Origin of the sequence: Mixta tenebrionis (assembly GCF_006517625.1) — a bacterium.
GTDB lineage: Bacteria > Pseudomonadota > Gammaproteobacteria > Enterobacterales > Enterobacteriaceae > Mixta > Mixta tenebrionis.
On the sequence record NZ_VHQI01000062.1, the window covers coordinates 1 to 383 of the forward strand.

1 pseudogene is annotated in these 383 nt (G+C 54.0%); it reads right to left on the reverse strand.

From position 1 onward, the window contains the following. Positions 1 to 311 (reverse strand): annotated as a pseudogene (locus FKM52_RS21530) (hypothetical protein); the annotation flags it as partial. Positions 312 to 383 lie beyond the last annotated feature (72 nt).

Genomic DNA, 383 nt, shown 5'->3' on the forward strand with positions numbered 1-383 from the left:
GGTAAAGGCTTCGATATCCCCATTCCGACATCAACCCACATCCAGTCTTTCCACGGTTTCATTGGGTTTAAAACCTTATCAAGAGGCAACTCAACTAATTTGCTACCAATTCCATATCCAATACCCGAAGCCGCTCCACTGATCACCCCACCTTTCAGCGGATCATCTCCTTTCAGGTAACTGGATGTGGCTCCACTGGCTGCATTCACTCCCATCGTCCCCCACAGCCCGGTTCCCGCCGTAAATGCACCTGTCCAGTACCCCAGGATGACATCGTTTGGATTAACCTCACCATTTATCAGCAAGCCCACTCCCGCATTCGCACCGGCGCCTATCAGACTGGTCGTCGCGGCCGCTCCCGGCAACAGCGGCCAGGCTATTGC